This is a genomic window from Pseudooceanicola sp. NS-SX9, from assembly GCF_057380705.1.
Window position 1 is genome coordinate 513554 of sequence record NZ_CM170818.1, and the last position, 25539, is coordinate 539092.

Sequence of the window (25539 nt, forward strand, 5' to 3'; positions counted from 1 at the left end):
AGGCCCGGCCCGCCGGCAGGCTCTCACGTCAGTGTCAATGAACGGTTTCGCCCGGTTCCCCGGCATCGTCGTAGAAGGGCGTCATCTGCGCCACCACGACCGAGTTCTCGTCGAGGGCACGCTGCATCAGCTCGCGCTCTTCCTCGGGGATGTCGTGGCCTTCCTCCAGACGCTCTTCCAGGCTGCCGTAGCCCGACACGTCCAGGGGGGCCAGATCGGCCTGTTTCAGGATCGCGACGGTCTCGCGGACGGCCTCGGCCTCGTCCACGCCCGAGGCGTAGCACATCAGCGCGGCCCCGGTGCTGTCTTCGGGCAGGCCGTCGCCCTCGCGGCGGCCGACCTCGACCAGCAGCGTGTAGACCTGGTGCTTGCGGGGGGTCTTGTCCTTGGTCATCTGGGCCTCCGTGGTTGCGGCGGCTGTCCCAGATCGCGGGCCCAAAGTAAAGGGGGCGTTCGGATAGCAGATCGCCCGCACCGGGGGGCACGGGCGATCGCATATGATTCTTTGCAGATATACCTTTTCAGGTTTCATTCACCTGTTTTGGCGGCAATCCGGTCACACCCTGCGGAAGGCGCGCGACAGGGCGATCAGCAGGCAGGCGCCGATGACGCCAACGATCAGCTGGCCGAACCAGCCGCCCAGCGTCGATCCGAGGATCGCCAGCAGCAGGAAGTTCATCACCACGGCCCCGACGATCCCGAGGATGATGTTCAGGATCAACCCCATGTCAGAGTTCATGATTTTCTCGGCAATCCAGCCGGCGATGGCACCGACGATGATGGCGGCGATCCAGCCCAGTCCTTCCATTGGTCAATCCTCTCGATGTCTGGCCGCCTCGTCGGGCGGGATATCATGACAACGCCAGCGTGCCCAAAGAGGTTCCGTTTGCCCCTAATTCGTGTTAAGGTTGTGTTTACCAAAAATACGGAAGAGTTGATTGAAACCGCACGGAAGGGGGCCGTGCGGAGCGCGCCCGGATCTGCCTTCCGGTGCGGGCCCATGGTCCCTTGATCCCGTGTCCCATCGGGAGAAACCCATGGTCGATCTGACGGTTACCTCGGTCGAATACGACGGCGCCCTGCTGGTGGCGCAGCTGTTCACTGAACCCCGCACCATCGTGCTGGGTGACTATTCCGCGCCGACGTCGGAAACGCTGACGACGGGCAGCTACAGCTTTGTCGTCGGGCAGGGCTATACGCTTGGCAGCAACGACGTGACCTATCTGGGCAGCGGCACCGCCCAGGCCGGGATCAGCGCCCTGGGGGCGACGGTCGGCATCGGCGATGCGGTCGACGTGCTGATCTTTTCGGATGACGACACCGGGCAGATCTATTTCTCGTTCCCCGATGGATTGCCCAGTGCGGCGGGCATGGTGGCGCTGATCCTGGATGTGGCGCAGGTGGACTACACGCTGACGCCGCCGGTCTGCTTTTGCACCGGCACCCGCATCCTGACCCCGCGCGGCCCCGTCCCGGTCGAGGCGATCCGCCCCGCCGAGCACGTCCTGACCGCCCGCGGAGAGGTCCTGCCGGTGATCTGGACCGGTGCCTCGCATCACCGCGACCTGCCCGAGGCGCTGCGCCCGATCGTGATCCGCGGCGGTGCCCTGGGGCGTGGCCAGCCGTTCCGCGAACTGCGGGTGTCGCCGCAGCACCGCCTGGTGATCGCCGAGGCGGGCAGCCGGCGCCTGCTGGCCCCGGCGCGGGCGCTGCTGGGCCAGCCCGGGGTGCGCATCGCCCGCGGCGCCCGGACGCTCAGCTATCACCACCTGCTGCTGCCGCGCCACGCGGTGCTGCTGGCCGAGGGGTTCGAGGCCGAAAGCCTGTTCCTGGGAGGGATGGCGCTGCAAAGCCTGGCGCCCGCCGCGCTGGCGCAGATCGCCGGGGCGCTGGATTGTGCCCCGCAGGCGCTGCCGGGCCAGCCCCAGGCGCAGCCCTGCGGCACCCTGCTGAGCCGCGCCGAGGCCCAGGCCCTGCTGGCCGGTCAGCCCCGCCGTCCCGCCCGGCTGGTGCCGCGCCCGCTGGTCCCGCAGGATCTGGGCGCCGTCGCCTGATCGGCCATGCAAAAGGCCCGGGACGATGCCCGGGCCCTTCCTGTCACGGCTGGCGGACGATCAGTCGCGCAGCAGCTCGTTCACGCCGGTCTTCGAACGGGTGCGTTCGTCGACGCGCTTGACGATGACCGCGCAATAAAGGTTCACGCCGTTCTTCGACGGCATGGTGCCGGCGACGACCACGGAATAGGGGGGAACCTCGCCGTAGAAGACTTCGCCGGTTTCGCGGTCGACGATCTTGGTCGACTGGCCCAGGTACACGCCCATGCCCAGCACCGAGCCCTCGCGGACGATGACGCCCTCGGCCACTTCCGAGCGCGCCCCGACAAAGCAGTTGTCCTCGATGATGACGGGGCCGGCCTGCAGGGGCTCCAGCACGCCGCCGATGCCCGCGCCGCCCGAGATGTGGCAGTTCTTGCCGATCTGCGCGCAGGAGCCGACGGTCGCCCAGGTGTCGACCATGGTGCCGCTGTCCACATAGGCGCCCAGGTTCACGAACGACGGCATCAGCACCGCGCCGGGCGCGATGAAGGCGGATTTGCGCACGACGCAGTTCGGCACGGCGCGGAAGCCCGCGGCCTTCCACTGGTTGTCGCCCCAGCCCTTGAACTTGCTGTCGACCTTGTCCCACCAGCCGGACCCCTGCGGGCCGCCGTCGTGCAGTTCCATGTCCTTGATGCGGAAGCCCAGCAGCACGGCCTTCTTGGCCCACTGGTTGACGTGCCAGTTGCCGTCCGCCTGTTTCTCGGCCACGCGCAGGGCGCCGGAATCAAGCGCGTTCAGCGTGTCCTCGATGGCTTCGCGGGTTTCGCCGGTGGTGGCGGGGGTGATCGTGTCGCGCGCCTCCCAGGCGGCTTCGATGGCAGCTTCGAGCTGAGCGTTGGACATGGGATTTCCTCGTTTCGGTCTGCGACCGCTATAGCCAGCACGGCCAGCATGCGCAATCACGGGCTGCGGGCGCACTGGTGTCGGGATGCGGGCCGGGTTACGCAGGGGGACTGACAATGAAAGGCCCGAGATGAGCGACGACACCCATGGCCAGTTCCGCGACGCGCGCGACGACATCCGCCAGGCCGGGCATCTGCCCGATACGGCCCAGACCCGGGCACCGGCCTACCGCCTGGCCTTCACCGACGACGATTTCCTGGCCCGCGACGACCTGCGTCCCGTCCGCCTGCAGCTGGAGCTGCTGAAGCCCGCGCTGTCGATGGACGAGGCGGGCATCCGCTCGACCGTGGTGCTGTTCGGCGGCGCGCGCATTCCCGCGCCCGGCCAGACGCCGCGCAACGAGGGGCTGGGCAAGCTGGCGCATTTCTACGACGAGGCGCGCCGCTTTGCCCGGCTGATGACCGAGCGTTCGATGGCGGAGGGCGGCACCGACTGGGTGGTCTGCACCGGCGGCGGCCCCGGCGTGATGGAGGCCGGCAACCGTGGTGCGGCCGATGCGGGCGGCCGCAGCGTCGGCCTGTCGATCGTGCTGCCGCACGAACAGCTGCCCAACGAATGGGTCACGCCCGAGCTGTGCTTCAACTTCCACTACTTCGCCATCCGCAAGATGCATTTCCTGATGCGCTGCCGGGTGCTGTGCATCTTCCCCGGCGGCTTCGGCACGCTGGACGAGATGTTCGAGGCGATCACCCTGATCCAGACCGGCCGCATGGCGCAGATCCCGGTGCTGCTGTTCGGCCGCGGTTTCTGGGAAAGCATCATCGATTTCGACGCGCTGGCGGCGGCGGGCACGATTTCCCCCGATGATCTGAAGCTGTTCCGCTTTGTCGAGACGGCCGAGGACGCGATCGAGGCCATCGACAGCTGGGAACACACCGGAGAGAAGCGCCGCCGCATCCCGGGCCGGGGCTGATGGCGGGATCCCGCGGGCAGATGTGGTTTCGCATCGCGGTGCTGTTCCTGGCGGGGCTGGGGGCGGCGGGGCAGTTCGGCAAGATATCGGTGCTGTTCCCGGCCTGGGCTGCGGCCTATCCGGGGGCGGGGGCCTCGCTGGGGTTCCTGTTGTCGCTGATCTCGCTCATGGGCGTTTTGCTGGGGCTGGTCGCGGGGCTGGCGGTGGCGCGGCTGGGGTTCCGGCGGATGCTGGTGGCGGGGCTGGCTTTCGGGGCGGGGCTGTCGTGCCTTGAGGCATTGATGCCGCCGCTGCCGGTGATGATGGCGCTGCGCGTGGTCGAGGGGCTGTCGCATCTGGTCATCGTCGTCGCCGCGCCCACCCTGATGGCCGAGATCGCCGATGACCGCGCCCGCCCCGTGGCGCTTGGCATCTGGTCGACCTATTTCGGCGTGGCCTTCGCGGTCTATGCCGTCATCGGCCATGGCCTGCTGGCCCTGGGCGGCCTGCCCGTGGTGCTGCTGACCCATGCGGGCTGGATGGCGGCCTTTGCGGTCATCGTGTGGCTCAGCCTGCCGAGGGACCTGCCGCTGCGGGGGCAGGCGTCCTTTGCGCCGGGGGGCCTGCTGCGGCGGCATCTGGCGGCCTACCGGTCTGCCTATGTGGCGACACCGGGGCTGGGCTTTGGCTGCTACGCGGCGACCTACATGGCGACGCTGACCGTCATGCCCGCCTTCTTCCCGCCCGCCGCGCGCGAGGCGCTGATGACGGTGCTGCCGATGGCGGGCATCGTGACCTCGCTGACGGTGGGGGCGATGTTGCTGCGGCGGGTACCGGCGGTGCGGGTGGTGCTGTGGGGCTTTGGCCTGTCGGCCCTGGGGGCGCTGTGCCTGGCGCTGCTGCCGCAGATGCCCTGGGCGCCGGTGGTGCTGTTTTGCGTGCTGGCGCTGGTGCAGGGCGGCAGCTTTGCCAGCGTGCCGCAGATCAACCCCGATGCCGAGGGGCGCGCCCTGTCGAACGGCGTGCTGGCGCAGATGGGCAACCTGGGCAACTTTCTGGGCACGCCGGTGCTGCTGGCGATGACCGGCGCCGCGGGCGAGGCAGGCTATCTGGCCTTCGCGCTGGCGCTTTATGCGCTTGGCGCCGCGGTGCATGTGGTTTCGGCCCGGGCAAGGGGACGGGGGCGGGGGCTGGCCGGGGCATAGACCCCGGCCGCCGCTTCAGCCCTGCAGCGATTGCCAGCAGGGGAAGGGATCGTGCGGCGCGGGCGTCGCCGCATGGACGCCCCGGGCGATGGCGCGGGCCATCACGACCGAGGCCGCGTGGCACAGGTCCAGCAGGTCCTCGGGGCGGGCGAGCGGTTTCGCATCGGTCGCGGCGGCAAAGATCAGGTCTCCGTCGGCGGGGGTGTGCGAGGGGACCAGCGCGCGGGCAAAGCCGTCATGGGCGGCGGTCGCCAGGCGGGTGCACTGGGCCTGGGTCAGCGCCGCGTCGGTGGCGATGATGGCGATGGTGGTGTTTTGGCCCTGGGCGGGGCGGCCCAGCAGCTTGGCCTTGGTCAGCGCCTCGTGCGGGTCGGGGAAGGTGGCGGGCAGGCCCAGGCCGCCGAATTCGCCGTCCATTTCCCAAGGCGCGGCCCAGAACTGCCGGCCGGCGCCGACGGTGGCGGTGCCAAGGGCGTTCACCGCCACCAGCGCACCCAGCGTGTAGCCGCCCGGCAGCGTCACCGAGGCACTGCCGAGGCCCCCCTTGAGGCCCGCGGTATTGGCCCCGGTCCCCGCCCCGACCGAGCCCAGCTGCACCGCGCGCCCGCGGGCGGCATAGGCGGCACGGCCAAGCGCCTTGTAGGGGTTTTCGGCCCAGCCCTTGTCGCCGCCGTTCACCAGATCGAACAGGATGGCCGAGGGCACGATCGGCACCCGCACCGGCCCCGCCTGATAACCGCGTCCCGCCTCGCGCAGCGCATCCGCCACCCCCGATGCCGCGTCCAGCCCGAAGGCCGAGCCCCCCGACAGCACCAGCGCATCGACCTGCTGCACCGTCTTGTCGGGCGCCAGAAGGTCGGTTTCGCGGGTGCCGGGGGCGCCGCCCATCACGTGGACGGCGGCGGTGAAGGGGCGATCGGCGGTCAGCACCGTGACGCCGGACTTGACCGTCGCGTCCTGGGCCTGGCCCACCAGAAATCCCTCGATATCGGTGATCGTGTTTGTCCGGGTCATTGGAAAAATCCTTTCGGCGCGCACTCTTGTCAGCGGTTTGACGCGGCGCAAGCGGCGGCGGCGGGATGTTCACGGAAAATCGACCCCGGGGGGGATGTAAATCCGATTAACACCTTCCATATGGGCAGAAGATAACCGAGGGAGATGCAGATGTCCGATTTCGAGGCCCAGATCCGGCGCAGCCGCGAAGAGGTGAGCCAGGCGCAGGAGCGCATCGCACAGGTCACCGCGCGGATCGATGCGGCGCGCGCCGATGCCGGGGCCTCGGAGGCGCTGGCGGGGATCGAGGAGGCGACGCTGGCCGATGTGCGCGCCCATGCCGAGCAGATGAACGCCAACATCGCCGAGCTGATCATGGGCCTCGATGACGTGACGGGTCAGTTCTCGAAGGAATTCGACGCGATGCGCAGCCGGACGGGGATGGAGAAGGTCATGGGGATCTTCTCTCGTCACAAGGCCGAGCAGATGCGGCAGGAACGGCTGAGACATGCCTCGATCGACGACAAGCTGCAGGACCTGATCGCCAAGTCCGACGAGATCACCCGCCTGCTGCAGACCCAGCTGACCGAGCTGGAGCACCAGAAGGAGAAGGTGGGGGCGAACCTGGCGGCCACCCTGACCGAGCGCGAGGCCGTGGTGGCCGAGCTGGAGGCGCTGCGGGCCGCGATCCTGGCGATGGATCCGAAGATCATCGACCTGGAGAACCGCATCGGCGTCTGCCAGGACGCCGCCGAGCGCACCCGGCTGGAGACCGAGCTGGCGGCGCTGAATGCCGATTACAACGGCAAGGTGCAGGACGAACAGGTGAAGATCGCGCGCTCGCAGACGCTGGAGCGCTATGTCGAGAAGGGCAAGACTTGGGTGGACAGCCTGCAGAACCAGGCGGCGACTCAGATGGTGCTGATCAACAAGCTGCAGACGGATACGAAACAGCGGGTGGTTCTGTATGACGCGCTGACGAAATCGCTGAAGACCGCGCAGCAGCAGGAGGTCGCCCACCGGATCAACGAGATCGGCACCGAGACCGACCGCGAGGCGCAGAAGGCGATGGCGCAGATCGGGGCGGCGACCAATGCCCGGATGGCCGACATGCTGGAGGCGCACGAGGGCCACATGGTCTTTGCCCGCGAGGTGCTGGAGGCGAAGGCGCGCGCGGACGAGCGTTTCGCCCGCCGCTTCCGCGCAATCGTCGAGAAGCACGACAGCAATCTTTACGGGGGCTGAGGGATGGGAGCGACGCTCGCCCCTGCGGGGCATCGCCCCGCCCACCATCCCGTGAGGCGTTGCCATGGCTGAACCGTTGGCCGGGGATCACGTGGTGCTGGAGGACAACGCCCTGTCGCGGCGCTATCTGGCGCAGATGCGGCAGATCTGTGGCCATCTGCCACGGGTTTTGGGGGTGATGGAGGCCGAGGGCGCCTTTGATGCGCGCGAGAGCGCCGCGGTGGCGGGCCATCTGGCGGCGCTCGGGTTCACCTTCGGGGCGCTGGAGCTGAAGTACATGATGGCGGGGCGGGGGGCGGCGCTGACCATCGACGATCACGAGAGCGGCTTTCCCACCGCGCGCGAGGTCATGACCATGGCCAATGATGCGGCGCAGGCGGCGCAGCGGCTGGCCTCGGGGCCAGATGCGGCGGCGCTGAAGCGGCAGATGCTGGAAGAGATCATCGGCACCCTGCAGGTGCCGGTACGGCTGCAGTTCGCGCTGTCGCAGCGGCTTTACCTGCAGGAGCTGGCGAAGGGGCGGCTGTTCTGGCCCCATGTCGAGGCAGAGGCCGAATGGCTGGGCGATCTGGCGGGGCGGCGGCGCTATCTGCTGCACTGGTCGAGCTGGGACAGCCAGGTGAACCTGCCGCTGATCTGGCTGCTGGAGGTCGAGGACAGCGGCCGCAATGGCTTGCCCGCAGATGGCGCCCGCTGGGCCGAGCTGCGGGCCTATCTGTCGGCCCAGAGCCTGTCGGCGCTGAAGCTGTTGACCATCGCGAAGGGCCTGGATGCGGATTTCGCCGATCTGCACCCCAAGCGGCTGCGGCGTATCCACGTGGGGCCCATGCATTCGCATCTGTTCACCCGCCAGTCGGGGCCCCTGTCGGAGGTGCTGGCGGCGGCGGGGGCCGCCGAGGGCGAAGACTGGGCGCTGGCCTGGACCCTGGAGAGCCTGGAGAGCGAGCGGGTGGTGCAGGAACGCAACGGCTGGTTCGGCTCGGTTGATCGGGAAGTGTTCCGGCTGGATCCGGTGGTGGGGACCGAAGCGGGGGTCAGCGCGCAGGCGCGGGCGCTGGTGCTGCCGGCGCGGCCCTATCAGGTGCTGGTCGAGCAGGCGCCCCAGGGGTTTGGGCGCGTGCGGAAATATGTCGTCGGTGAAGGCGGGCGGGTGCTGAGCCAGCGGTGAGCGGGTCATGCATATTTGGGGAAAGATGAAAGGCGGGGCATGTCGGATCTGGATGTGATGGCGCTGGCCGAGGCGGAGATCCGGGGGAAATATCCGGGCGCCGAGGCGCTGCTGACGGGGTTCGATCATGCGCCCCGGGTGGCGGCGGGGTCTGTGGTGGCGGCACGCGGGGTGCCGGGGCACCGGCCGTTTCGTTCGACCACGCCGGGGCTGGCGGCGGCGCGGACGGGGCGGGGCAATGGCGTGCATCTGCTGGAGCGGATCCGGGGCGCCGAGGGGGATCTGCTGATTTCGCCCGGGCAGGCGGGGCTGGCACGGGCACTGCGGCGGGCGCTGGCGATTTCGATGGCGCTTGGGGATCAGTTTGCCGCCGTGTCGGGGCTGGAGGCAATGAAGCGGGCGAACCGCGAGGCGGGCGTGCCCGCGGCGCGCCGGGCCGAGTTCGCGCGGCTGCTGGAGGCCGAGGCGCTGGTGGGCCTGCATGTCTTTGGCAATGCGCTGGCCTTCCTGCTGGCACCGCAGCTGGAGGGGGCCTTGCCCGAAGGAGGGGCGCCGCGGGAGATCCTGACGGAGAACGCGCCTCTGGCCCTGCAGGGGGCGCTGTGGGAACTGGACGGGTTGCTGGAAGGTGTCGCCGATCCCGTGCCGGTGGTGGCGGGCTTTGCCGCGCGGCTGCGCGATGCGGTGGCGCTGCGGGCCGGGACGGCCGAGGTTGCGGGCTTTGCCGGGCGGGCCTGGCGGATCGAGGCGGACGATCTGGTGATCCGGGGCTTTGATCCGGCCGGGCGCAGGCCGTCGTCGCGGCTGGAGATGGAGTTCGTCCGCCCGCGCGAGGTGGTCGGCAATGCGCTGGCCAAGTACCGGGCGATGAAGCTGGCGCGGATGCTGATGGCCTATGATTTCGAGCGCCGGATGAATCCCTTTGCCGAGATGGGGGGCTTTGCCTTCACCTTTCTGGGGGACGGCAGGCCGGGCACCGGCAAGACCACGCTGATCCGGATGATGGCGGGCTTGCTGCATGAGTATTGCGAGGTTGCGGGCTATCCGTTCCGCTACCGGAACCTCTCGGTCGAGGCGGTCGACAGCTATCAGGGGAAATCGGGGCAGAATGCCCGTGCCTTCATCGAGGAGGTGACGGATCCCGGGGTGATCGGGTTCGGCACCATTGACGATGTGGATCAGGTGGCGGGGCGGCGGGGGGACCGTCAGGCCTCGGCCGGGCAGCAGGAGATCACGGCGGTGCTGATGCAGGCCTTTGCGGGGGCGGGGACGGTGGTGCGCGGCAATTGCAGCTTTGGGCTGTTTTCCAACCATCCCGAGCGGGTCGATGATGCGTTGCGGCAGCGTGCCGGGGCGCGGTTTGCCATCGATGGTCCGGAAAGCCGCGCCGATTACACCGATCTGCTGGCGGTGCTGATGGGCGAGGGGCATGGCATTCCGCTGGGCGACCACGATCTGCTGGCCGCGCAGGAGATCCGCCGCGCCGTGGCGCAGAGCCATGCGGGCCATGACCGTCCGCAGGAGGGGGCTCTGGCGGCGGTGATGGCCGAGGTCGAGGGGCGGCTGGGGCGGCTGGATACCCTGGCCAGGATCGGTGCCTATCTGAAGGCCATCCAGGAGCTGGATCCGCGGTTCACCGGGCGGGCGGTGAAGAACATCACCGATGCGGTGAAGGCGCGGTCGCTGGATGTGGAACTGCCTGATGCGTGGATGAGCGATCCGCAGGTGTTCCTGCGCCGCGACTATGCGACGAAACGCGCGATGATCGAAGAGTTGCGTCAGCCGGTCAGCGCGCAGATGCTGCTGCAGGAGATCAATCGCTATGCCGACAGCGAGCTGCGCTATGCCGGTGCCAGCGACGAGGCGGCGATTTCGGAGATGGTGCGCGAGATGGGACGGGCCGAGGAGGCGCAGCGGCGCTATCGCGGGGGACGGGCGTGAGCGCCGCCCGCGCCCCGAAGGGCCCGGCCGGCGCTGCCCGGGCCGCCTGTCGGCGACCGGGGCGGGCTGGTGGCACCCTGGGGGAGGAATGGCGATGAACCTGCTGCTGGAGAAGGGGCTGATCTACGGCAACCTGTTCCGCGTCGACACCCCCGCGCTGGCCGAGCGCTATGCGCGGGCGCTGCGGCATCTGACGGGCCGGGAAACGGCGCTGCGGGAGTTCCACATCGACCTGTCGGGCTATTCGCCCGAGGTGGGCGAGGAGCTGGGGGATCCGGGGTACCTGAACCCTCGGGGGGTGAACCGGCAGTTCATCCTGCTGTCGGTGCGGCAGAAGACGGCGCCCTTGCTTGAGGCGAAGTTCTCGACTTCGCGGTCGATCCTGCGGCGGTTCATCGAGGCCAACGAGGAGGCCCTGTTTGCCCTGACCGCCCGCGATGCCGTGGCCGGAGAGCTGGTGAATTCCGTCTTCTCGATCGACAGCCCCGCCCGGCTGGCCGAGATCCGCAAGGTCCGGGTCGAGGCCGACACCACATCCGGGGTGCTGCGCGCGGCCGAGCGGCTGGCGCAGCTGTCGGACCGGTTTCTGGGCGAGCCGGGGGGCTGGCATGACGCGGCGCTGATCGAAGAGCTGATCCGGGTCGCCGGCCAGACCGGCGACGTCAGCCGGACGCCGGTGCGGCTGACATCGGACAGCTACGAGCAGCCGAGCTTCTGGAGCGCGCATTTCGGCGGGACCTACCTGTTCCGCAATGTCCGCGAGCCGGCGGTGCTGGCGGTGGAACCGGCGCGGCTGCAGGGTATCCCGCTGCCGGTCATCGCGCTGGCGGATCGCGCTGCAGTGGCGCGGTTCCTCAGCGTCAATGGTCTGGCCGAGCCCGTCCTGCATGCCCGCGGCATCGATGGGGCGGCGATCCTGCGCCAGAAGATGGACTTCATCACCGTCGACGTGGCCCAGCATTCCGGCATCGATCTGCAGGGGGCGGACCGCCAGGACCTGCGCCGCATCGCCCGCATCCATGCGGATGTCCTGCCGCCCGAATACCACGCCCTGCGCCGCATGGTCGAGGGGGCGACCGGGCTGCCCGATCCCGGGGCTGCGGGCTATTTCTACGCCCTGCGCGCCGCCGAAGGCCCGGACGAGGACCTGGTGAACATGCTGCTGGCCGAGCTGACGCCGCGCGACGTCCGCCAGCTGTTCATCTGTCACAAGCCGCTGTTCTACCGGCTGTGGCAGGGCTGGTCGGCGACCAAACAGGCCTGGGTCGCGGATCTGCTGGCGCAGGAATATGCCGTCGACAAGGCGGGCACGCGAGCCGCCCTTTTCGGGCATGAACCCGCGATGGAGGAACCCCGGCGCCCCGCACGCGGCCCCTGGGGCAGCACGGGTGCCGGGGACAGTCCCGGCCTGGGTGGCCTGCATCCGAAACCCGGCCCCAAGCCCGCCCCGAAGGATGACCTGATCGCCCGGGTGGGCCCCTGGGGCGCGGTGCGCGGGCGGCGGACATGATCGCTTTCCTGCGCTTTCTGGTGCCGGCCGCGCTGGTGCTGGCGCTGGCCTATCGCATCGCCGTGCTGCGCGCCCGCCACCGGGCCCGCCGCCAGCTGGAACGCGACTGGGACCGCGCCCATCCCGGCCCCCATGACGAACAGGCCGAGGACGATTTCGTCGACCGCGGCCTTGATGCCTATGACCACAGCTTTCGCCGCCGGCTGATTGCCCTGATCGTGATCCTGCCGGTGGTCATTCTTGCCCTCATCATATACGCCCAGAATTACATGTAAGGAGAGACCGCCAATGCGTTACGTGAAATGGGCCGTCCGGATCATCCTGGTCCTGATCGTGGCAACGTTCTTCGATTACACCTTGCCCCAGCATGACGTGGTACGGATCACCGACACCTTCGAAAAGCGCATCGATTTCGGCGACAATTCCCTGTTCTGGTCGAAATCCGGGGCGGGCAATGGCGCCAATTCGACCAACCGCGATGTCTTCTTCATCCAGACCATCCGCGCCAACGGCAAGCCGCTGGTCTTCCGCAACGAGGACACCGGCTGGGGCTGGCCGCCCTATTTCAAGTTCAACACCAACAATCTTCAGACCGAGGCCGCGGATCTGAAATCGACCTCGGACAATCCGAAATGGGTGCGCGTCACCCATTACGGCTGGCGCAACGAATTCCTGTCGATCTTCCCCAATGCGGTGCGCGTCAAGGCGGTCTCGGGGCCTGACGACACCGGCCTGCCGTGGTTCAACACCATCGTCATCGCGCTGTTCATCGCGCTGGTCTGGGCGATCCGCGTGCGGGTGCTGCGCTTCTGGGACCGCCGGGTGGACCCGATGATGGAAGACGTGGGCGACGGGATCTATGCCGGACGCTCGAAACTGCGGCGGATCTTCTCGCGCGGGAAATAAGCGCGCAACCCGCAGGGGCCCTTCCGCGTTGGATCTGGATGTCAACGCAGGAGGGCCGCATGGCCATCAGCCAGATTTCCCCGGCGGAGCACTTCCGCCCCGAGGCCGCCGCCGCCCAGGCCGCGGCGTCCCTCACTCCGGTTGCGATCCTTGCGAACCGCAAGTCCGGTACCAATGCCCGCGACGCCGAGGCCATCGACCGCGCCATGGCGGTCTTTGGTCCCGAGGCGCGGCTGCATCACTGGGACACTGACGAGGATCTGGGCGGGCTGGTCGAGAAGGCCCTCGCCGAGGGCGCCCGCACCATCGTGGCGGCGGGCGGCGACGGCACCGCCATGGCGGTCGCCCAGGCCGTGCTGGGCCGCGAGGTCAATTTCGCGGTGCTTCCGCTTGGCACCTTCAACTACTTCGCCCGGGGCGTGGGCCTGCCGGAGGAAGCGGCGGATGCCGCCCGTGCCCTGCTGGCAGGCACCCCCCGCGACATCCGCATCGGTACGGTCGACGGTCAGGTGTTCCTCAACAATGCCAGCCTCGGGATCTACCCCCGCATCCTGAAGGAACGAGAGGATGTCTATGCCCGCTGGGGCCGCCGCCGCCTGATGGCGCACTGGTCTGTGGTGCGCACTTTCTGGGGCTTCCAGCGCCCGATGCGGATGCGCCTGACCTGCGACGGCTCCACGAGAGAGGTCCGCACGCCGCTGCTTTTCGTCGCGCGCTCGGCCTTCCAGCTGGAGGCCTTCGGTCTGCAGGGCGCCGAGGCGATCCATGACGATGCCTTTGCCGTGCTGGTCGGCCGGGGAGAGACGCGCGCGGCGCTGTTCCGGCTGGCCTGGCGGCTGGTGACGAAGCGGATGCAGCAGGGGCGCGACTACGATCTGATCTCGGCGCGGGAACTGGTGGTGGAAACCGCGAAACCCCGCACGCTGGTCGCCTTCGACGGCGAGAAACGCCCCGATCACAGCCCCTTCACCTTCCGGATGGAGACCCGCCCGCTGCGCCTTCTGCTGCCCGGCACCCCGGCCGGGGGCCCGTCATGACCCGCATCCTGCACCTGTCGGATCTGCATTTCGGCCGCAGCGAGCCGGCGCTGGAGGCGCCGCTCTTGCAGGTGATCGCCCGCACCCGGCCGGACCTGGTGGTGGTTTCGGGTGATTTCACCCAACGCGCCCGGACCGAGCAGTTCCGCCGCGCCCAGGCGTTCCTGGAACAGATCCGGGCGCCGCTGCTGTGCGTGCCGGGCAATCACGATACGCCGCTCGACAATGTGGTGCTGCGCTTCCTGCATCCCTTCGGCCGCTACCGCCGCCACATCGACCGGGATCTGGAACCGCTCTACCAGGACCAGGCGCTGTCGGTGGTTGGGGTGAACACGGTCAATCCCTGGGCCTGGCAGCAGGGGCGGTTCCGCGACCGCGCGCTGCGCCGGGTTTGCACGGCATTCGAGGGGGCGGGGGACCGGCTGCGCGTCGTCGTGCTGCACCACCCGCTGGAACATGGCCCCGAGGTGCGCAAGCGCCCGATGCGCGGCGCCGGCCGGGCATTGCGGGGGCTGGCAGATTGCGGCGCCGACGTCGTGCTTTCAGGACACCTGCACCGCGCCGGCACCGCTCCCTTCCGAGCCGCCCCGGGTCTGCTGTTCGTGCAGGCCGGAACGGGGCTGTCGACGCGCCGCCGCGGCGAGACCAACACCTTCAACATGCTCGATCTGTCCGGAGACCGGCTGCGGGTCACCGAATGGTCGGCCGAGGGTGTGGATCGCTTTGCGCCCGGGCGCAGCAATTCCTTCCGGCGCGAGCCCGGCGGCTGGTTGCGCAGCGGCGCGGCGCATAGCCTGTTTCCGGCCGGGGCGGGGGGCTCTGCCCCCGTCTCCTTCGGAGACTCCCCCGAGGTATTTGGAACAAGAAAATGAAGGGGGCGGTGCCGCGATGCGCCGTGGCTTCCCTGTCATCTGGCCATAAATACTCCCGCCGGAGGCGGTCGCTGCACAGGGGCTTGGCGGCGGCGGCGGGGCGGGGGTAAGCTTTCGCGATGATCGCAGATCCCATTCACAAGGAGCGTGCCATGGACGAGGCCGACCGCGTCTTCCTGACCGAGCTCTTCGAGGCCGCTGTTGCGGCGGCCGATCCTGCCGAGGCGTTGCAGGGCTATCTGCCCGAAGCGCCGGCGGGCCGTGTCGTCGTTATCGGGGCGGGCAAGGGGGCGGCGCAGCTGGCGCGGGCCTTCGAGGGGGCCTGGGAGGCTGCCGGGCACGCGCCACCCGAGGGCATCGTGGTGACGCGTTACGGCTATGCAGTGCCCTGCAGGCACCTTGAGGTTCTGGAAGCGGCGCATCCGGTCCCCGATGCCGCGGGAGAGGAAGCCACGCAGAAGATCCTGGCGCTGCTGGAGGGGCTTGGGCCCGACGATCTGGTGGTGGCGCTGATCACCGGTGGCGGGTCGGCGCTGCTGGCCGCGCCCCCGGGGGATCTGAGCCTGGAGGACGAGCAGGCGCTGAATGCCGCTCTGCTGGCATCAGGCGCGCCGATCGGGGCGATGAACGCCATTCGCAAGCAGGTCAGCCGGGTGAAGGGGGGGCGTTTGGCTGCGGCCGCCGCACCCGCGCGGGTGGTCAGCCTGATCGTGTCGGACGTACCGGGGGATGCGCCTGAAGAGGTTGCCTCGGGGCCCACAGTGCCCTGCCGCAAGGGGCGCGCACAGGCGCTTGCCGCCGTACGCCGTTACGGGATCGAGCTGCCGCGCCGCATCCGGCATTTCCTGGAGACCGCGCCCGAGGATGCGCCCAGGCCCGACGATCCGGTCTTTGCCGGCAACAGCGTGACGGTCATCGCATCGGCCGCGCGGTCGCTCGAGGCGGCGGCGGCGCTGTCGCAGGCGCGTGGCATTCCCGCCGTCATCCTGTCGGATGCGATGGAGGGCGAGGCGCGCGAGGTGGGTCGCGTGCAGGCCGCCATCGCCCGCGAGGTGCGCGCGAAGGGCCGTCCCTTCGCCCCGCCGGTGCTGATCCTGTCGGGGGGCGAGACCACGGTGACCCTGAAGGGCCGGGGCCGGGGGGGGCGCAACACCGAGTTCCTGCTGAGCTTCGCGCTGGAGATCGAGGGGCAGGAGGGCATCGTGGCGCTGGCCGCCGATACCGACGGCATCGACGGATCCGAGGACAATGCCGGGGCCTTTGCCAGCGGGCAGACCGCCGACTGGATGCGGGCCGAGGGGATCGATCCGGCCGAGGCGCTGTCCAACAACGATGCCTATACCGCCTTCGAAGCCGCCGAGGCGCTGTTCGCCCCCGGTCCGACGGGGACGAACGTGAATGATTTCAGGGCGATCCTGGTGAAGGCGCCGTGAAAAAGCCCCGGCGGGTGAGGGCACGGCGGATGGGGCCTGGCAGATGAGACCCATGCAGATTGGGCCTCCGTTGATGCGGGCCTAGCAGATGCGCGGCAGTTGTTCCCCCACCAGCATGTCGACGATGCGGGTGCCGCCGAAGGCGGTGCGCAGGGTGACGGGGATCGGGCCCTTTTCCACCGCGCGTCCGATGATGCAGGCATCGCGGCCGGCCTTAGTTGCGCGCATCGCCGCAAGCGCCGCCTGGGCCTGATCCGCGGGGGTGAAGAGGACCAGCGTGCCCTCGTTCGCGAGGTAGAGCGGATCGAGGCCCAGGATCTCGCACATGCCGCGGACTTCGGGGCGCAGCGGCAGGGTGGTCTCGTCCAGCTCGACGGTGACGCCGGCGGTCATTGCCATCTCGTTGAGGGTCGAGGCCAGGCCGCCACGGGTCGCATCGCGCGCCGCGCGGGTGGCGGGGGCGGCCGAGAGCACGGCCTCGATCAGGCCGTTCAGCGACTGGCAGTCCGATTGCAGCGGCGAGGACAGCGCCAGATCGCCGCGTGCCGCCAGGATCGTCGCGCCGTGATCGCCAAGGACACCGTTGACGATCGCCACGTCGCCGGGGCGGATCTGCCGGGCGGCCATGTCGCGGCCGGGCGGGATGACCCCCACGCCCGAGGTGGTGATGAACACCCCATCGCCGGACCCGCGCCCGACGACCTTGGTGTCGCCCGTCACGATGCGCACGCCGGCATGGGCGGCCTCGCGCGCCATCGAGGCGACGATGCGCTTCAGCTGGGCGATCTCGGTGCCTTCCTCGATGATGAAGGCGGCGGACAGCCACAAGGGTTTCGCGCCCCCCACGGCCAGGTCGTTGACGGTGCCGCAGACCGCCAGCTTGCCGATGTCGCCACCGGGGAATTCCAGCGGCGTGACGACGAAACTGTCGGTGGTGAAAGCGAGGCGCGCGCCCGGTTCGCGCAGCGCGTCAGAGGTCAGGCGGGCCTGATCCTCGTCGCTGTCGGGGCGGAAGACATCGGTGAAGACCTCTTCGATGAGGTCGCGCATGGCCCGCCCGCCGCCGCCATGGGCCATGGTGATGCGGGTGTCGCGCAGCCGCGAGGGCTTGGTTTCGGCGTTCATCTTGGGGGTCCTTCTATTCCGCCGCCAGGCGGGCACCGCCATAGGTCCAGTAGGCCGCACAGGCCCCTTCGGAGCTGACCATCAGCGCGCCCAGCGGCGTGTCGGGGGTGCAGCCGCGGCCGAACTGCGGGCAGGCGGTGGGTTTCAGCCGCCCCGTCATCACCTTGCCGCAGGCGCAGCCCTCGGGTTCGGGGACGGGGGTGCGCCCCGAGGACGCCGCATAGCCCACACCGAATTTCGTTTCCGCATCAAAGGCTAGGTAGGTATCGCGGATGCGCAGCCCCGAGGCGTCGATTTCCCCGAGGCCCCGCCATTCGAAGCTGGGGCGCGGTTCATAGACATCGGCCATGGCCGCGATCGACACCGGGTTGCCGTGTTCGGGCACGACGCGGGCATACTGGTTCTCGATCTCGGCGCGGCCCTGGCGGATCTGGCGCAGCACCATCAGCACCGATTGCAGCAGATCGAGGGGTTCGAACCCCGCCACGACCAGCGGCTTGCCATAGTCGCGGGCGATGAAATCGTAAGGATGCACGCCGATCACCATCGAGACATGCCCCGGGCCCACGAACCCGTCCAGCTGCATGTAGGGATCATCCAGCAGCGCCTTGATCGGCGGCGGCACGGTGATGTGGTTGCAAAAGACGGTAAAGTTCGGGATCTGCTCGCGCGCGGCGACCTGGATGGTGAGGGCGGTCGAGGGGGTCGTGGTCTCGAAGCCGAGGCCGAAAAAGACGACCTCTCGGTCGGGGTTGCGGCGCGCCAGTTCCAGCGCGTCGAGCGGCGAATAGACGGTGCGCACATCGGCGCCCTCGGCCTTGGCCTGCAGAAGCGAGCCCTTGGATCCCGGCACCCGCATGGCATCGCCGAAGCTGGTGAAGATCACGCCCGGGCGGCGGGCGATCTCGACCGCCTCGTCGACGCGCGACATCGGCAGCACGCAGACCGGGCAGCCGGGGCCGTGGATGAACTCGATCCCCTCATGCACCAGCTTGTCGAGGCCATAGCGGAAGATCGCATGCGTGTGGCCGCCGCAGATCTCCATGATGCGGATGGGGTTTTCGGCGGTGGCGCCGATGGTCTGGGCCTCGTGGGCGATGGCCGACAGCAGCGCGCGCGCCTTGGTCGGGTCGCGGAATTCCTCGACATAGCGCATCAGGCGTCTCCTGCCAGGGCCCGTTCGCCCTCGGCCATCTGGTCCAGGGCTTCCTGTGCCTCGCCCAGGGATTCAAGGGCGGCCAGGGTCTGGGCGGCCTCGTCCGCGTCGATCACCGCCATGGCAAAGCCCACATGGATCAGCACCCATTCGCCCACCAGATCCGCCAGCGGGCGGTCGGCGACGCAGGCCAGCGAGACCTCTCGTTTCACGCCGGAAACATCCGCCAGGCCCATCTGCCGGGCGGCGTCGGTGATGGCCGTGATCTGGCCGGGAATGCCAAGGCACATGGGTTCAGTCCTCTTCGGAAATGGCGGCGTGGGGTTCGATCCCGTAGCGGTCAAGCTTGGCCCGAAGGCCGACGCGCGACAGGCCCAGTTCGGTGGCGGCGCGGGACTTGTTCCACTTCAGCCGGGTCAGGGTCTCGCCCAGGATGCGCATCTCCATGATCTCGACCCGGTCCTTCAGCGTGCCCTCAAGCTGGCTGAGAGCCGGGAAAGAGCCGTGTTCCTCTTCACGGGGATCGCGCGATTGCAGGATGTGGCGGGAAATCAGATCGGCGCCCAGGGTCATGTCCTGCGCCAGGATCAGCATCCTTGTCACCTCGTTGCGCAGCTCTGGCAGGTTGCCGGGCCAGTCATAGGCCTGCAGGAAGGCGATGGCATCGGCGGCAAGACCGCGGGCCGCTTTGCCGTGTTCGCTGGCGGCCTCGTGCAGGAAGCGTTCGGCCAGGATGCCGATGTCTTCGCTGCGCGCGCGCAGGGGCGGCATCGACAGTTCCGTCACCTGCAGCGCATAGTAAAGGTCGCTGCGGAACTGGCCGCTGGCCACGCGCACCCGCAGGTCGCGGTGCGATCCGGCGATGATGCGGGCGCTGGTGGTCAGGGTTTCATGGGCGCCGAAGGGCTGGAACGCCCCTTCCGACAGCACCCGCAGCAGCGCCACCTGCATGGCAGGCGACAGCGCATCGACGCCGTTCAGGAAGACGGTGCCGCGGTCGGCCTTCTGCAACAGCCCGGCGCGCGTCTGGGTGATGCCGGGCAGGGCGCCGCGCCGCGCGCCGAACAGTTCCGCCTGCAGGGCCTCGTCGCCCAGGCCCGCGCAGTTCAGCGCATGGAACGGCCGGTCCGCCCGCAGCGAGCCATAGTGCATCGCCCGTGCCAGATCGGTCTTGCCGGTGCCCGGTTCGCCGGTGATCAGCACCGGCACGTCGAAGCTGGCGAAATGACGCGCCAGCGCGATCGTCGCGTTCAGCGCCGAATTCGGGCCGCGCAGCACCTTCTCGAAGCCCAGCCCCGCCTGCAGCAGCCGGCGGCGTTCCTCGGTCCGGGCCGAGGCCGCAGTGCCGAGGTAGCGCATTTCCAGCGTCATGCGTTCGTGGTCGCGCGCCAGTTCGAACAGGCGCGCGGCATTCTTCACCGCCATCAGCAGCTGGTCGGGGTGCCAGGGCTTGGTGATGAACTGGTAGATCCCGGCCTCGTTGATGGCCTGGATCATGTCGGCGGTCTCGGTATAGCCGGTGACGATGATGCGCACCGTGTCGGGCCAGCGGTCGCGGACCTCGGTCAGCAGTTCGATGCCGGTCTTGCCCGGCATCCGCTGGTCCGAGACCACGACCTGAACCCAGTGCTCCTCCATCAGGTGCCAGGCTTCGGCCGCGTCCTGGGCCTCGAGGACGTGGAAATCGTCCTCCAGCGCCATCCGCATGGCGGCGACGGAATGCGGCTCGTCATCGACGACCAGGATGGTGGGGAGCGATGTGCTCATTGTGCGGCCAGGGTCCGGCGCTTGGCCTGGGCCTCGTTCCGCAGCCAGGCGATCCACTGGTCCAGCCCCTCGCCGGTGCGGGCCGAGACGCGCAGGATCTGGATCAGCGGATTCACCCGGCGCAGGTTGGCCTCGTACAGGTCCAGATCCACGTCGCAATGCGGCGCAAGGTCGGTCTTGTTGAGGATCGCCAGCCGCGCGGCGGTGAACATGTCGGGGTATTTCAGCGGCTTGTCCTCGCCTTCCGTGACCGAGAGGATGGCGATCTTGGCATCCTCGCCCAGGTCGAAGGCGGCGGGGCAGACCAGGTTGCCGACGTTCTCGATGAACAGCGTGGTTTCGGGGGCGGGGTTCAGGTGGTCCAGCGCATGGCCCACCATATGGGCGTCCAGATGGCAGCCCTTGCCGGTGTTGATCTGCACCGCCGGGGCGCCGGTGGCGCGGATGCGGTCGGCGTCGTTGGTGGTCTGCTGGTCGCCCTCGATCACCGCGACGGGGCCTTCCATGGCGCGGATCGTGGCACACAGCAGCGTCGTCTTGCCCGAGCCGGGCGAGGACACAAGGTTCACCGCCAGACTGCCGAGCGCCTGAAGCCGGGCGCGGTTGACCTGCGCGTAGCGGTCGTTCTGCGACAGGATGCCGGTCTCGATCTCGATCAGGCGTTCCTGCGACATGCCAGGCACCTCGGTGCCGGCGGGGCCGTGACCCAGGTGGATGTCGTGGGAATGGCCATGGGGGTGGCCATGAGAGTGCCCGTGATCATGGTCATGGTCATGGTCATGGTCATGGTCATGATCATGGGAATGCCCGTGCCCATGGTCGTGGGCGTGGTCATGCGCGTGGTCGTGAGGGTGGGAATGGCCATGGTCGTGGGGGTGATCATGGGCCAGCCGGGCGTCGCCGCAGCCGCAAACGGTGCACATCAGATGACCTCCATGTCCTTGATCTGCAATTCATCGCCGCCCTGGGGCAGCAGTTTCCCCCCGCCGCACAGCGGGCAGGAATCCAGACGGTTCTCGATCTCGACCGGGACCATGCAGTCATAGCACATGGCGCGTCCGGGCAGGTCGATCATTTCCAGCACGGCGCCTTCCGCCTTGGAACCGCGCATCACCACCTGCCAGGCAAAGTCGAGCGCGGGCTTTTCCACCCCGGCGAAGCGGCCGATTTCCAGCCGCACGCGGGTGACGCGGGCCACGTCGGGGCGGTCGGCGGCTTGGTCCACGACCCGGCGGATGCCCTCGCACAGCGACATTTCATGCATCGATGGCCTCCAGCGTGACAGGCGAACAGGGGTCGAGGATATCAAGCACCAGCGGCGCCAGATCCGCCCTGGCAGCGGGCAGGCTGGCCAGCGTCCGCTCCATCACGCCGCCCGGGGCCAGCAGGCTGTCGGTGGGGGTGATGCGGGTCAGGCGGGTCACTTTGGCTCCGGCGGTCTCGACGCGGATGGCGTAGAACCCGCGGGTGGCGGGCACCACGGCCGTTCCGGGGGCGGGGATGGCGATGGCGGGCAGGCGGTCCTGCAACGCGGCCTCGACATCGTAAAGCCGGGCGCAGGCGCGCCACAAGGGGCCGCGACCCCATGCCTCTTCCAGCGCCCGCATCGCGGGGTGGTCCAGATGGCGCGTGGCGACGGAATTCTCCTGCGGGTGGTCCTGCAGCAGCGAATGGGGGGTGGCCGGGGGTAGGTCCCCGGCCACGGCCTCTCCCTTGGCGAAGGCTGCGGCGATGGGTGCGAGGACCACAGCAACACCTTGGGAAGAGGAGAGAAAGGCCAGCATCTCGGCGCCGGTGCGGGGCGCGCGGGCGGCGGGCCCGAACAGGGTTTCGGCGACCCCCTTGCCCTGCGCCCAGAGGGGTGGCAGCGGCAGGGGAGGCAGGTCCAGCAGCCGGGGCCAGCCCAGGCAGAGCTTCATCAGATGGTCGCGCAGCACCTCGCGCGCGATGCCCGAGGGGTCGGCCGGCAGGCCAAGTGCCGCGTTCACCGCCGCCCCCTGCGCCGCCCGGCACAGCGCGAAAAGCCGCGGCAGCAGCGCGGCCAGCGCCTCGGGGGCCATGTCCTGCACCACGGGGCCCAGGTCGGGACCGGGGGCCGCACAGGCGCGCAGCACGGGCGACAGGGGGGCGGCGGTGTCCATCACTCCACCGTGTCTTCCGGGGCCTGCGCCATCCCCGCGGTCAGCAGCGCCCGGCGCGAGGGGCGCTGTGACAGGATCGGCACGGGGGGCTCTTCGGCGGCGGCGGTGGCCTCGGCCGTTGCGGCTTCGGCTGCGGCCAGCTCGGCCTCGCGGGCGGCGCGGATGTCGGCGGAGCGGTCGGTCTCGGCGCGGTTCGCACCGTCGAACAGCGCCAGCATCACCGCTTCGGCCACCTCGACCGCATCCTTGTGGCGGGTGAACTCTCCCATCGGAGAGAACAGCGAACAGGCCTTGTAGGGCCCGGTCAGCGCCCGGCTGTTGTGGGTGAATTCGTAATCACCCGAGGGGAATTCGATCACTTCCTTCTCGCCCGCCGTCAGATCCCATGCCTGGCCGTCGGGCAGCAGGATCAGGTTCATGAACCAGGGGCTGATCAGCACCCCCAGAACGTGGCCTTCGTGGGCGCGAAAGCCCACGGCCTCGACCCGCAGCGCCTTGTTGACCAGCGGCACGTCGCGCATCTTGGAATGCCAGACCTCGTTGAAATCGTCCACCAGGCGCGCGGTCATGGCGTTGATGCGGTTGGTTTCCAGCAGGTCGGCGGCACCGGGGTCCTCCAGCACCATGAACTGTTCGGCGGGCGCCGAGCAGGTCGGGCAGCTCCAGTCGCCGGGCAGGGCGGTGAAGGGGGTGCCGGGGTCGATCTGGCGGGTCTCGTCGCCGATCGCCGGGTCATAGGGGGTCCAGCAGACCTTGCATTCCATCACGGCCTGCGGGCTGATCCGGTCGGATGCCCCCAGGTACGAACCCTCGAAGCCGCTCATCGGATCGCCTCGACCACTTCGCGCAGGCGCTCGGCGCTGTCGGCCAGATCCTCGCGGGCGGCCAGCACGACCTGCGGCATGGCGGTGACTTCGTAGGTGTTCAGGATCAGCTGGTCGGTCGAGTTGTAGAACTGCACGTGCCAGCAGCGCGGCAGGGCGGTGGCGGTGATCCGGCAGTTGCCGTAGCCGCGCGACAGGATGTCGACGCTGCCCTCGCCCAGCCGGTCCGAGAGCCAGGCCAGGTCTTCCTCGGTATGGGGCAGCAGCGACAGGTTGATGACGTGCAGATCGACGCCCGCCGCCGAGCGGTCCAGCAGTTCCGACAAGAGCGCCGGGGCATTGACCACGCCGGGGCCGGGACGGGCATTGCCGGGGGCGCGGAAGGGGGCATTGGCGCGGGTGATCGCGGCCTCGGGGGCCTGGGCGACCTCCAGCAGGTCAAGGCCCGCGCCCGACAGCTGCCAGACCCCGGCAAAGACCGATTCCTGCACCCGGATGGCGGGGATGTCGCGGATCTTCATCGACACCTCGCCCTCTTGCAGGGTTTCGGACAGCAGCCGGCGGGCGGTGGGGGAGAGCGCCGAGAGATCGAAGCGCCGGGCCGCGCCGCCAGCTGCCACCTGCTCGCAGGCGGCTGCCACGTCGAGCAGCACCCCGAGCGCCTCTGCCGGGGCGTCCATCGCCTCGGGCAGGTGCATGGAATAGGTCCGCATGTCCTGCGGCATCGAGAGGTATTCGAGGGCCTCGTCGCCCTCTTCCGGGGCCTGGGAGCCGGGGCCGTAGCCCATGGGGGGCAGGTGGAAGTTCTGCATGTCAGTGGTCCTGTTGTGCAGGGGCGTGGAGAAAGCGGGGAATGCGGGTCATGTAATCGTCCCAGTCGCGTACCTTGGCGATGCCGCCCAGGCACAGGCCGTCGTGGTAGAAGATCAGCGCGGGCGTCTTCAGCACGCCGCTGTCCTCGCGGACGGGGGTTTCGATCGCATCGCCGATGACGGCGCAGTCGAAGGCATTCTGGAAGGCCTGGCGCAGCTCGGGCAGGATGATCGCCACGTCGGGGGTTTCCAGGTTGCGGGCGCCGTCGCCGGGCACGAAGGCGACATGCACGCCGGGGCTGGCGGTCCAGGCGTCGAAGCTGCCCAGGTCGTCGATCTGCGGATAGCCCAGTTCGGTCGTCAGGCGGGTCACCAGGGGATGGGTCATCGGGGGGTCCTCAGGCAGTGGTGCGGCCGGCGGCCCGGGCGGCGGCCAGGTGGGGCGGAAGGGCGGGGGCGCGGGCATCGAGATCGGCAAAGGCATCGGCGCCGTCGCCCCCCGCCATGATGTCGCGCAGCCCCGCCAGCGCCTGGGCGATCAGCTGCGCCTCGGAGGCCGAGATCACCTCTCGTGCGGTGCCGAGGTGGTCGAGGACCCAGGTGCCGGGGGGCAGCGGGCCGGTCAGCGACAGGTCGGTCAGCCGTTCGGTGGTGCCGTCGGTGGCGCGGCCGGCGATGCCGTCGCAGGACAGGATCCGCAGGGGGGTTCCGATGCACATGCTCAGGCCGCCGGGAAAAAGCGCGGATCGCCGCTGCGGCAGGCCAGGTCGTCCGAGGGGCGTTCGCCCTCGTAGGCCTCGCGGCGCAGCGAGGGGTCGGCCAGGTCCGGGGTTTCGGTGCGGCCCGGGGTGGCGTGGAAGCCGCGTTCGGCCAGCCAGTCGCGGGCGATCTGCAACGCCGCGGGGATGCGGGCGGCGACGGCGGGGCGCAGGCTGCCGCCGTAATCCTCCAGCTCGACGGGCTGGACGCCGATCAGCAGGATCTCGGTCGGGCAGTAGCCCATCAGCGTGGCGGTGGCGATGACATCCTGGAACCCGGTCTGATGCAGCGACATCTTCTTGGCGCCCATGAAGGCGGGAACGTCGTCGCCCTCGACCCGCTTCAGCGTACCGGGTTCGAGGCCGTAATCGACCGCATCGAAGACCACCATCACGTCGGCGGCCTCGAGGAAGGGCAGCAGGTAGAGGCCCTGGGTGCCGCCGTCGAGCACCGTCACTTCGGGGCCGTAGGCGAGGGTGGCGGCCAGGTCCTCGACGCAGCGCACGCCAAAGCCCTCGTCCGCCCAGAGTACATTGCCAATGCCAAGAACAAGCGCGGTCTGGCGCATCTCTCGGTCCTCCTGGAAAGGGTGTCTGGGGGCTCCTCCTGCCCCGTGATGGAGTGTTACCGCCGATGGGGTCGAAATGGATGCCGGATTTCCATCTTTGGGAGGTTCGGCGCAGGGTGTTGATAACGCTTGAGGAAACGTGATTTCTGCGTGGCGGTGCCGGGGGTGTGATGGATAGTTTGT

At 69.2% G+C, this 25539-nt stretch carries 28 protein-coding genes; 12 read left to right on the top strand and 16 right to left on the bottom strand.

Annotated elements, in window-relative coordinates; genetic code table 11:
* Nucleotides 1-34: 34 nt before the first annotated feature.
* Together AC2ITM_RS02480 and AC2ITM_RS02485 are read right to left on the bottom strand one after the other, a co-directional pair.
* Nucleotides 35-394: a hypothetical protein gene (locus AC2ITM_RS02480; protein WP_486468260.1), complete on the bottom strand. Its 360-nt coding sequence runs from the start codon at nucleotides 392-394 to the stop codon at nucleotides 35-37.
* 162 nt (nucleotides 395-556) lie between these two features.
* Nucleotides 557-808, bottom strand: a complete 252-nt coding sequence (locus AC2ITM_RS02485) for a GlsB/YeaQ/YmgE family stress response membrane protein (protein ID WP_486468261.1) — start codon at nucleotides 806-808, stop codon at nucleotides 557-559.
* A gap of 229 nt (nucleotides 809-1037) precedes the next feature.
* Here AC2ITM_RS02485 and AC2ITM_RS02490 point away from each other — a divergent pair, with 229 nt between their 5' ends.
* Entirely contained in the window at nucleotides 1038-2054 is a 1017-nt protein-coding gene (locus tag AC2ITM_RS02490; protein WP_486468262.1) for a Hint domain-containing protein, read from the top strand.
* Between the two features lie 60 nt (nucleotides 2055-2114).
* Here the strand turns inward: AC2ITM_RS02490 and dapD are convergent, their stop codons facing one another.
* Nucleotides 2115-2942 carry a 2,3,4,5-tetrahydropyridine-2,6-dicarboxylate N-succinyltransferase gene (gene dapD, locus AC2ITM_RS02495; protein ID WP_486468263.1) on the bottom strand — a complete coding sequence of 276 codons (828 nt, stop codon included), beginning with the start codon at nucleotides 2940-2942 and terminating at the stop codon, nucleotides 2115-2117.
* A 130-nt stretch (nucleotides 2943-3072) separates the two neighbouring features.
* On the opposite strand from dapD, the gene AC2ITM_RS02500 reads away from it, so the two are divergent.
* Entirely contained in the window at nucleotides 3073-3915 is an 843-nt protein-coding gene (locus AC2ITM_RS02500) for an LOG family protein (RefSeq protein ID WP_486468264.1), read from the top strand.
* Between the two features lie 20 nt (nucleotides 3916-3935).
* Nucleotides 3936-5099, top strand: coding sequence for an MFS transporter (locus AC2ITM_RS02505; RefSeq protein ID WP_486468265.1), 1164 nt, complete (start codon nucleotides 3936-3938; stop codon nucleotides 5097-5099).
* 15 nt (nucleotides 5100-5114) lie between these two features.
* Here AC2ITM_RS02505 and AC2ITM_RS02510 read toward each other — a convergent pair whose 3' ends face one another.
* Nucleotides 5115-6113 carry a P1 family peptidase gene (locus AC2ITM_RS02510; protein ID WP_486468266.1) on the bottom strand — a complete coding sequence of 333 codons (999 nt, stop codon included), beginning with the start codon at nucleotides 6111-6113 and terminating at the stop codon, nucleotides 5115-5117.
* A 144-nt stretch (nucleotides 6114-6257) separates the two neighbouring features.
* Between AC2ITM_RS02510 and AC2ITM_RS02515 the strand changes: the two genes are divergently transcribed.
* The 9 genes from AC2ITM_RS02515 (at nucleotide 6258) to AC2ITM_RS02555 (ending at nucleotide 16204) form a co-directional block, all read left to right on the top strand.
* The gene (locus AC2ITM_RS02515; protein WP_486468267.1) at nucleotides 6258-7337 is read left to right on the top strand and encodes a hypothetical protein; all 1080 of its coding nucleotides are present in this window, start codon (nucleotides 6258-6260) and stop codon (nucleotides 7335-7337) included.
* Between the two features lie 64 nt (nucleotides 7338-7401).
* Nucleotides 7402-8505, top strand: a complete 1104-nt coding sequence (locus AC2ITM_RS02520) for a hypothetical protein (RefSeq protein WP_486468268.1) — start codon at nucleotides 7402-7404, stop codon at nucleotides 8503-8505.
* Between the two features lie 39 nt (nucleotides 8506-8544).
* A complete protein-coding gene (locus AC2ITM_RS02525; RefSeq protein ID WP_486468269.1) occupies nucleotides 8545-10446 on the top strand; it encodes an AAA family ATPase in 1902 nt (633 codons plus the stop codon).
* A gap of 94 nt (nucleotides 10447-10540) precedes the next feature.
* Nucleotides 10541-11956, top strand: a complete 1416-nt coding sequence (locus AC2ITM_RS02530) for a DUF6638 family protein (RefSeq protein ID WP_486468270.1) — start codon at nucleotides 10541-10543, stop codon at nucleotides 11954-11956.
* On the top strand, nucleotides 11953-12231 hold the full coding sequence (locus AC2ITM_RS02535) for a hypothetical protein (RefSeq protein WP_486468271.1): 279 nt from the start codon (nucleotides 11953-11955) through the stop codon (nucleotides 12229-12231). Before AC2ITM_RS02530 ends, AC2ITM_RS02535 begins: the two co-directional genes overlap by 4 nt.
* A gap of 13 nt (nucleotides 12232-12244) precedes the next feature.
* Complete coding sequence (locus tag AC2ITM_RS02540; protein WP_486468272.1) at nucleotides 12245-12862, top strand: DUF1523 family protein; 618 nt, start codon at nucleotides 12245-12247, stop codon at nucleotides 12860-12862.
* 59 nt (nucleotides 12863-12921) lie between these two features.
* The gene (locus AC2ITM_RS02545) at nucleotides 12922-13899 is read left to right on the top strand and encodes a diacylglycerol/lipid kinase family protein (RefSeq protein ID WP_486468273.1); all 978 of its coding nucleotides are present in this window, start codon (nucleotides 12922-12924) and stop codon (nucleotides 13897-13899) included.
* Nucleotides 13896-14771, top strand: a complete 876-nt coding sequence (locus tag AC2ITM_RS02550; RefSeq protein WP_486468274.1) for a metallophosphoesterase family protein — start codon at nucleotides 13896-13898, stop codon at nucleotides 14769-14771. Before AC2ITM_RS02545 ends, AC2ITM_RS02550 begins: the two co-directional genes overlap by 4 nt.
* 152 nt (nucleotides 14772-14923) lie before the next feature.
* Nucleotides 14924-16204, top strand: a complete 1281-nt coding sequence (locus AC2ITM_RS02555) for a glycerate kinase type-2 family protein (protein ID WP_486468275.1) — start codon at nucleotides 14924-14926, stop codon at nucleotides 16202-16204.
* Between the two features lie 81 nt (nucleotides 16205-16285).
* On the opposite strand, the gene hypE is transcribed toward AC2ITM_RS02555, so the two are convergent.
* Genes hypE through AC2ITM_RS02615 form a run of 12 tightly spaced genes read right to left on the bottom strand, consistent with a single transcriptional unit; the run spans nucleotide 16286 to nucleotide 25356 of the window.
* Nucleotides 16286-17329, bottom strand: a complete 1044-nt coding sequence (gene hypE / locus AC2ITM_RS02560; protein ID WP_486468276.1) for a hydrogenase expression/formation protein HypE — start codon at nucleotides 17327-17329, stop codon at nucleotides 16286-16288.
* A 13-nt stretch (nucleotides 17330-17342) separates the two neighbouring features.
* Nucleotides 17343-18485, bottom strand: a complete 1143-nt coding sequence (gene hypD, locus AC2ITM_RS02565; RefSeq protein WP_486468277.1) for a hydrogenase formation protein HypD — start codon at nucleotides 18483-18485, stop codon at nucleotides 17343-17345.
* On the bottom strand, nucleotides 18485-18775 hold the full coding sequence (locus AC2ITM_RS02570; RefSeq protein ID WP_486468278.1) for a HypC/HybG/HupF family hydrogenase formation chaperone: 291 nt from the start codon (nucleotides 18773-18775) through the stop codon (nucleotides 18485-18487). Before AC2ITM_RS02570 ends, hypD begins: the two co-directional genes overlap by 1 nt.
* 4 nt (nucleotides 18776-18779) lie before the next feature.
* Nucleotides 18780-20252, bottom strand: coding sequence for a sigma-54-dependent transcriptional regulator (locus tag AC2ITM_RS02575; RefSeq protein WP_486468279.1), 1473 nt, complete (start codon nucleotides 20250-20252; stop codon nucleotides 18780-18782).
* Nucleotides 20249-21175, bottom strand: a complete 927-nt coding sequence (gene hypB / locus AC2ITM_RS02580) for a hydrogenase nickel incorporation protein HypB (protein WP_486468280.1) — start codon at nucleotides 21173-21175, stop codon at nucleotides 20249-20251. Before hypB ends, AC2ITM_RS02575 begins: the two co-directional genes overlap by 4 nt.
* On the bottom strand, nucleotides 21175-21516 hold the full coding sequence (hypA, locus tag AC2ITM_RS02585) for a hydrogenase maturation nickel metallochaperone HypA (RefSeq protein WP_486468281.1): 342 nt from the start codon (nucleotides 21514-21516) through the stop codon (nucleotides 21175-21177). The genes hypB and hypA overlap by 1 nt, the downstream gene beginning before the upstream one ends.
* Complete coding sequence (locus AC2ITM_RS02590) at nucleotides 21509-22393, bottom strand: hydrogenase expression/formation protein HupK (protein ID WP_486469380.1); 885 nt, start codon at nucleotides 22391-22393, stop codon at nucleotides 21509-21511. Before AC2ITM_RS02590 ends, hypA begins: the two co-directional genes overlap by 8 nt.
* Entirely contained in the window at nucleotides 22393-23217 is an 825-nt protein-coding gene (gene hybE / locus AC2ITM_RS02595) for a [NiFe]-hydrogenase assembly chaperone HybE (RefSeq protein ID WP_486468282.1), read from the bottom strand. The genes AC2ITM_RS02590 and hybE overlap by 1 nt, the downstream gene beginning before the upstream one ends.
* Entirely contained in the window at nucleotides 23214-24029 is an 816-nt protein-coding gene (locus tag AC2ITM_RS02600) for a hydrogenase expression/formation protein (RefSeq protein WP_486468283.1), read from the bottom strand. Before AC2ITM_RS02600 ends, hybE begins: the two co-directional genes overlap by 4 nt.
* 1 nt (nucleotide 24030) lies before the next feature.
* Complete coding sequence (locus tag AC2ITM_RS02605) at nucleotides 24031-24417, bottom strand: thioredoxin domain-containing protein (protein ID WP_486468284.1); 387 nt, start codon at nucleotides 24415-24417, stop codon at nucleotides 24031-24033.
* Nucleotides 24418-24427: 10 nt separating this feature from the next.
* A complete protein-coding gene (locus AC2ITM_RS02610; protein WP_486468285.1) occupies nucleotides 24428-24748 on the bottom strand; it encodes a HypC/HybG/HupF family hydrogenase formation chaperone in 321 nt (106 codons plus the stop codon).
* Between the two features lie 2 nt (nucleotides 24749-24750).
* Nucleotides 24751-25356, bottom strand: a complete 606-nt coding sequence (locus AC2ITM_RS02615) for a HyaD/HybD family hydrogenase maturation endopeptidase (protein WP_486468286.1) — start codon at nucleotides 25354-25356, stop codon at nucleotides 24751-24753.
* Between the last annotated feature and the right edge of the window lie 183 nt (nucleotides 25357-25539).